The organism is Selenomonadales bacterium (genome assembly GCA_017442105.1).
In the GTDB taxonomy this organism is placed as follows: domain Bacteria; phylum Bacillota; class Negativicutes; order RGIG982; family RGIG982; genus RGIG982.
The window spans coordinates 1-6809 of the sequence record JAFSAX010000213.1 but is presented as its reverse complement, the minus strand read 5'-3'; the positions used below and the strand labels follow the sequence as shown (position 1 = coordinate 6809).

8 protein-coding genes are annotated in these 6809 nt (G+C 47.8%); all 8 read right to left on the bottom strand.

From position 1 onward, the window contains the following. Positions 1-482: PhoH family protein (locus IJN28_08185; GenBank protein ID MBQ6713746.1), on the bottom strand; the 482-nt coding region annotated here is incomplete at its 3' end. 14 nt (positions 483-496) lie between these two features. Further along, the gene (yqfD, locus tag IJN28_08180; GenBank protein MBQ6713745.1) at positions 497-1705 is read right to left on the bottom strand and encodes a sporulation protein YqfD; all 1209 of its coding nucleotides are present in this window, start codon (positions 1703-1705) and stop codon (positions 497-499) included. Then, entirely contained in the window at positions 1698-1964 is a 267-nt protein-coding gene (locus IJN28_08175; protein MBQ6713744.1) for a sporulation protein YqfC, read from the bottom strand. Before IJN28_08175 ends, yqfD begins: the two co-directional genes overlap by 8 nt. Positions 1965-2063: 99 nt before the next feature. Continuing rightward, on the bottom strand, positions 2064-3797 hold the full coding sequence (locus IJN28_08170; protein MBQ6713743.1) for an iron hydrogenase small subunit: 1734 nt from the start codon (positions 3795-3797) through the stop codon (positions 2064-2066). A 12-nt stretch (positions 3798-3809) separates the two neighbouring features. Beyond that, the gene (locus IJN28_08165; protein MBQ6713742.1) at positions 3810-5051 is read right to left on the bottom strand and encodes an SLBB domain-containing protein; all 1242 of its coding nucleotides are present in this window, start codon (positions 5049-5051) and stop codon (positions 3810-3812) included. 12 nt (positions 5052-5063) lie between these two features. Continuing rightward, entirely contained in the window at positions 5064-5558 is a 495-nt protein-coding gene (locus tag IJN28_08160) for an NAD(P)H-dependent oxidoreductase subunit E (GenBank protein ID MBQ6713741.1), read from the bottom strand. A 337-nt stretch (positions 5559-5895) separates the two neighbouring features. Then, complete coding sequence (locus IJN28_08155) at positions 5896-6456, bottom strand: hypothetical protein (GenBank protein MBQ6713740.1); 561 nt, start codon at positions 6454-6456, stop codon at positions 5896-5898. A gap of 200 nt (positions 6457-6656) precedes the next feature. Continuing rightward, positions 6657-6809 (bottom strand): transposase (locus tag IJN28_08150; GenBank protein MBQ6713739.1); only part of this gene is annotated, 153 nt, incomplete at its 5' end.

The window sequence follows — 6809 nt, the reverse complement described above, 5'->3', positions numbered from 1 at the left end:
CGGTCTACCATTTTATTTTTGAGCGCATAGACTGCCATCGCAACGGCAAGATACGTTTTGCCCGTACCCGCAGGGCCGATACCGAACGTGATATGGTTCTTGCGGATAGCTTCGATATATCGCCATTGACCGAGCGTTTTGGCTTTGACGGCACGACCGCGCGCCGTCGTCAAGATCGTATCGCCGAACATCGTGTGGAGTGCCTCCGCTTCTCCTTCCGCAACAGCACCGACCGTATACTTGACTTCGTGCATCGTCACAGGACTGCCCTGACGATAGAGATAGAGTAGCTCATCGAACGTCTGTTTCATCTGTTCGACTTCTTCTGCTTCCCCGCTGATCGTGACCTGTCCTCCGCGACTGACGAGCTGACCGCCGAACGAACGTGCCATCTGATTCAAATGCTCGTCTTGGTTGCCCAAGATAGCCGTTTCTTCCTGTCTGTCGCGAAATGTGATTACTTTTTCTACAATTTGAGGCAACTGAACTCCTCCTTCTATTCTTCCGTTTCGGACTTTGCCGAACTTGGACCAATGCCGATCTCCTCTACCGTTTCAGCGATCGCCCTGACGCGCACGACACCTGCCGACGATTCCGATACGATGTCATCCCTTCGGGTTTTGACCTCGGCATCTTTGGGTATCTGTTCGGTGATAGACTGCCATGCTCGCTTTTTCGCAAGGCACGTCGCTTCTTCCTTAGAGATAGGCACTCCTATGGGTTCACATTCATAATAAATATGAGTTATTATTTCGACGGGGAAAATTTGATTCCTCCATTTTACCATTTTTTTCTCCGTTTCATATATAGCGTTCTCCGCCATATCTGCACTCTGCCAATCGAATGTATACTCGCCCGCACGTACACTAACGGCATATATCGCGTGATCAGTCCGCTCACCTTTCATTGTTTCCAGCGGAGCTTCTCCGTATCCTTCATACCAGACACGTGCCCGCGCGATTCCCTTAGCACCGATGGTGCGCAGAGCATCTGCATCAATATCTCCGGTCTCTATCCCATATCTCGGCTCGACACCGCGTATCAATACATCACCCTTTTTGACCGTATCGCCGCTTGCTTTTGCCGCAGTGCCCGCCAGCACGATAAGCTCTGTCAGCACACCGTCGGTACGCGCTACGATATCGCCCACGCAGTCACCTTCCGCCCGCCGCGGCGTTTTCTCAACGACTTCCACCACGATGCGCGTCCCTTCCTGCCGTACCCCGCACCAGACGAGCCGTCCGCAGTTCGCCAGTATCGCCTTCTCTGCATCACGCGGTTCGATAGAAGAACGAAATGCGCCGACGTATATCCCGTTTTCACGCGCAAGTGCCAGTATCTCGTCCGCATCGACCGTATGATTGCCCACGACTTCGACCTGCCAGACGAACAAGGTGAACAGATAGATGAGCACTGCAAAAAGGATCGGCCCGACGATAAGCCCTTTACGTTTGAAAAGCTTTCGCACGAAAAACGGACACCCGCGTCGTGCGATGACCTGTACCTGTACACGGCTGTCTGCGGCGATCTCGCGCACGCGCTTAAAATCATCAAGTTTCATCCACAGCGTCGTAAAACGTCCGTCCGTCTTAATATCCCACAGACAGAATCCTGCCGCCAAACAGCGATTGATAAATCGCTCTATCCAACCGCCCGATATTCGTACCTTGACCGCACCTTCCCGATATCGCCCAAGATCAAACATATCGCATCACCGCAACCGTACCTGCTACCTCTACTTGTTCCGCCTCGATCACAGAAAGCGACAACCCTGCCCCGCTGATACACAGCTCCCCTTCATCGACATGGATGCGCAGAAGTTCGCTCGTATACTCTATGATACCTTTGTGGTTTTCGATAAGAAGATGGTGTCTGCCTACCATCGTGATGCGCGTGACGTTCATCGTAATATCATCGGGAATATCGAGTAGTGCCCCGATCCGCTGCCATCGTTTTCGTTTCATCCTGCGACCGCCTCCCCGCTTCATTGATATGCGAAGGCAGTTCGTTTCATACAAACAAAAATCGGCCTTCCCTTGCGGAAAGACCGATTCGGTCACGTCTTAGAACGTGTATTTTTTATCTGCTTTTTGGTACGTCGTATGGAGAAGATCATGCGACAAATGACCGCACGGTTTGCCGAGGAAGTTGTCATAGACTTCTTTTACCTGCGGATTTTCATGCGATTTGCGGAGCGGGAGGCTCTCATCAATGTCATAGAGTGCATCCATACGCATTTTTTTGATATCGACCGTCGTTTTGATCGGCTGACCACCGCCGCCGATACAACCGCCCGGACAAGCCATGATCTCGATGAATGTATAGTCGCATTTTCCTGCTTTGATCGACTCCATGATAACACGTGCATTTTTCAAGCCGTGTGCAACTGCGATGCGTACTTTCGTACCATTCAAGTCGACTTCGCTTTCTTTGATGCCTTCATAACCGCGGACATCTTTGAATTCTACTTTCGCAAGCTCTTTGCCCGTTGCGACTTCGTATACCGTACGGAGAGCCGCTTCCATAACGCCGCCCGTTGCACCGAAGATCGCGCCTGCACCTGTACCGATACCCATCGGCGCATCAAAATCGCCGTCGGGAAGCTCGGCAAACTCGAAGCCTGCCTGTGCGATCATACGGCCGAGTTCGCGCGTCGTCAATACGACATCGACATCTCTCATGCCGTCGCGACCCATTTCAGGGCGAGCCGCTTCATATTTTTTCGCCGTACAAGGCATGATAGATACTGTTACGATATCTTTTGCATCGATGCCCGATACTTTCGGATAATACGTTTTGGAAAGCGCACCAAAGATCTGCTGCGGCGATTTCGTCGTCGAAAGATGCGCGAGCTGATCGGGATAATGTTTTTCCATAAAGTTGATCCAGCCAGGGCTGCAAGACGTGATCATCGGGAGCGTACCGCCATTTTGTACACGTTCGAGAAGCTCCGTGCCTTCTTCCATGATCGTAACGTCTGCCGCAAAGTTCGTATCGAATACTTGGTCAAAACCAAGACGACGGAGCGCCGTTACCATTTTCGCCGTAACGATCGATGCTTTTTCCATGCCGAACGCATCACCGAGTGCAACACGCACAGCAGGTGCTACCTGAACGATAACGTGTTTCGTCGGGTCTTGGAGTGCTTCGTAGACTTTGTCCGTATCGTCTTTTTCAACGAGTGCGCCGACAGGGCAAGCTGCCGTACACTGACCGCAAAGAACGCAGTCCGTTTTTTCGAGGTTTTCGCCGAATGCGCTCATGACCTTGAAATGGCTCGAACGACCCGTATAAGAGATCGCTTCGATGCCTTGGAATTCACGGCAGGCTTTTGCGCAACGACCGCATTTGATACATTTCGAAAGATCGCGAACGATACAAGTCGCATTGTTTTCGACAGGCAATTTTTCTACTACGTTTGGCAGCTTCGGTGTCGTGAGATTGAAACGTTTACTGAGGTTCTGAAGCTCACAGTTACCATTGCGCTGACAAGTCAGACATTCCTGCTTGTGGTTCGCAAGGATCATTTCAAGAAGCAATTTTTGCGTATCATATACTTTTTTCGTATTCGTGAAGACTTCCATGCCTTCCCATACTTTTGTTGCACAGGCAGGCATCAATTTACGACCGCCTACGACCTCAACACTGCACACACGGCAATGACCGCGTACGCTCTGATCGGGATGATAGCAAAGATGCGGAATATCGATCTGGATCAATTTTGCCGCCTGCAGGATCGTCATACCCTCTTCTACTTCAAGAGGGATATTATTGATAGTAATATTTATTTTAGCCATTCTTCTCACCTCTTATTTCACTTCAAAAGTCTGCGGGAAATGTTTCATTGCCGCCATGAGCGCACTCTGCGCTGCCTGACCAAGACCGCAAAGAGATGTGATCATCATCGTTTCAGCGATCTGTTTGAGCAATTTGACATCACTTGCTGTATGCGTGCCTGCTTTAATCTTCTGCAAAAGGAGCTTGATATGAAGGTTGCCTTCACGGCACGGCGCACACTGTCCGCAGCTTTCGTGCGAGAAGAATTGCTGTGTTGTCGTTAAGAAATCAATAACGCTCGTGCGTTCGTCCACTACGAGGATAGCACCCGAACCGACACCGACACCTGCGGCTTTGAGAGCGTCATACGTGTACGGCGTATCAAGAACCGATGCGGGAGCGATCTTACCGGACGCACCACCGAACTGGATAAGGCGGATATCGCGATCACCCTGTACACCGCCCGCAAGATCGTAGATGATCTCACGAACCGTCATGCCGAACGGGATCTCATAGACGCCGGGACGATTGACGTTACCTGCTACGCTGACGAGCTTCGTGCCGAGGCAATCGGAAGGACCATACGATTTATACGTGTCACCGTCATTGAGGATACCTGCCACGAGAGATAAGCTCTCTACGTTCTGTACACACGTCGGCAGGTTATAAAGACCACATTGTTTGATATAAGGCGGTTTCATACGCGGACGGCCTGCTTTGCCTTCGATCGACTCAACGAGAGCCGTACCTTCGCCGCATACATACGCGCCTGCACCGGAGTAGAGGTGGATCTGATAGTCAAAACCTTCTACGCCGAGGATATTTTTGCCGAGATAGCCTTTTTCGTTCGCCTGTTTGATCGCATTCAACAGGATCGGGCGAAGGTGGCTGTACTCTTCACGCATATAGATATAACCGTTCTGCGCTTTCATCGTATAACCTGCGATGATCATACCTTCCAAGAGATTGAACGGATCGTTTTGAATGAGCGTACGGTCTTTGAACGTACACGGTTCGCCTTCATCGGCATTACATACGATAACCTTTTCGGGATTTTTTTCACTGCGCGCCTGCGACCATTTTTTACCCATGTCATATGCCGCACCACCGCGACCTTTGACTTGACAAGCTGCGATCTCACGAGCGATGTCTTCGCCATCCATCGTGATCGCGCGTTTGAGCGCCGTAAAACCGCCGATCGCAATATATTCGTCGATCGACATTACATCGTATTTGTTAAAATTACGTGTCATAAACGTTACTGTTTTCGTCATGGTTGCGCCTCCTTACACCAGCTCAGCGAGCATCGCTTCGATTTTTTCTCGACTGTTCAAGTGACCGTAGACTTTGCCGTTCACACGCACAGCCGGCGCAACGTCACACGCACCGAAGCACGGTACGCATTCCAAATAATATTTACCATCAGCCGTTGCTTCATTGAGACCGATACCAAGCATTTCCTGAAGGGTTGCAAAGACAAAACCGTTATCATTGACACCGCAAACGATGCTTTCGCACATCTGGATCGGATACTGTCCGCGCGGGCGGTCGTAAAGCGATGCGTAGAACGAAATAACATCGTATACATTCGATACTTTCACATCCAGTTTTTCCGCAAGATAATACGCTACTTCTTCCGGAATGTAGTGCATCGGAATAATGTCCTGGATATCCAACAATATTCCCACCAGTTTTGACCCATCGTTACCGCTCGCCGCAAGGATCGCGTCGATCTCACCGCGAAGCTCGGGGGTCATCATACCTTTCTCTTCTCTCATCATATGCAATCTGCTCCTTGTCCATCATCTGGAAATAATTATATATATCCCATATGAAGATTCTATATTTCGCCTCTTCGAAAAAAGTGCGATACTTTATTATACACTATACAGCCTTATTTGCCTAATATTTTTTTGCCTTTTCTAAGTGCAAAAAAGTCCACTCTAAAACAACCTTTTTCTTTCAAAAAGTCAATAAAACCAAGACTTTCGCCACATTTTGGGGTTTCTGACAATACAAAAACTGACATCTTGTACACAGAATACTTTATCTGTACATACGAAAACAGAAGCGATACATTTCTCGTACCGCTTCTTTAATCAAATTTAATCTTTATCATTACCAATACTTATGTTTATCGATATCACCCATAACACTAAGCATTATAGATATTGTAGCATCTGTAAGCACCGTTTTGGCCGCACTATCTGAAATATTGTCAAACTTATCACGGTTAATCTCAGTCGGATTTTTACCTTTAGGAACAATCTTTAAAGCGACTGCAACAGGTTTTGTTTTTTCTCCAATATAAAAAGAAGCAAATACATCAGGATTATCCGGATTCTTTATATATACTCCCCTAAATACAACCTTTCTCAAAGAGCCATCTCCGTCATCACTCATATCTTCTGTCTTCCACGTAATATCCTTAAAATTTTTGTCATTAAAAATTTTTCTGAAATCCCAATCTTCAGAGTAAGGCTTTGTTGTCTCAATTCCTTTCACAGAAGCATATACATGTGTCCCTTTATCTTTAAACACAAAGACATTACGATCAAGAACAGCCTCAATATCCTTGTCGGTTTCGTTGCTACCACCACAGCCGCTTATCATCAACATAATGATACATAAAACGAGCATGATTCCACAACCAATTTTGTTCTTAGATAATGCCACCATGACTTCTCCTCTTTTCTTGTTAAAGAATATCCACTAAACAAATCATATCACAGTTACCCCCCCGCAAGCCAAATTATGGTAATTAAATCCTGCAAAAAAAACATCCCCCGGCATAGCCGGGGGTTTTTCATATGCGCCTATAAGGCTCTATTTCTAGCTACACCTAAAAGGTGCATATTGACCTGGCATTTGCATTTCTGTTACCTGCTACCCGTAAACGGGTCTTCTTTAAATGATATGCTTAACTGGTCTCCAAGCTTATCTTCTTCCAGTTGGCTTTGTATATATTCTTTTATCTTTTGTGCATTCTTACCTACGGTATCTACATAATATCCTCTGCACCAAAATTGTCT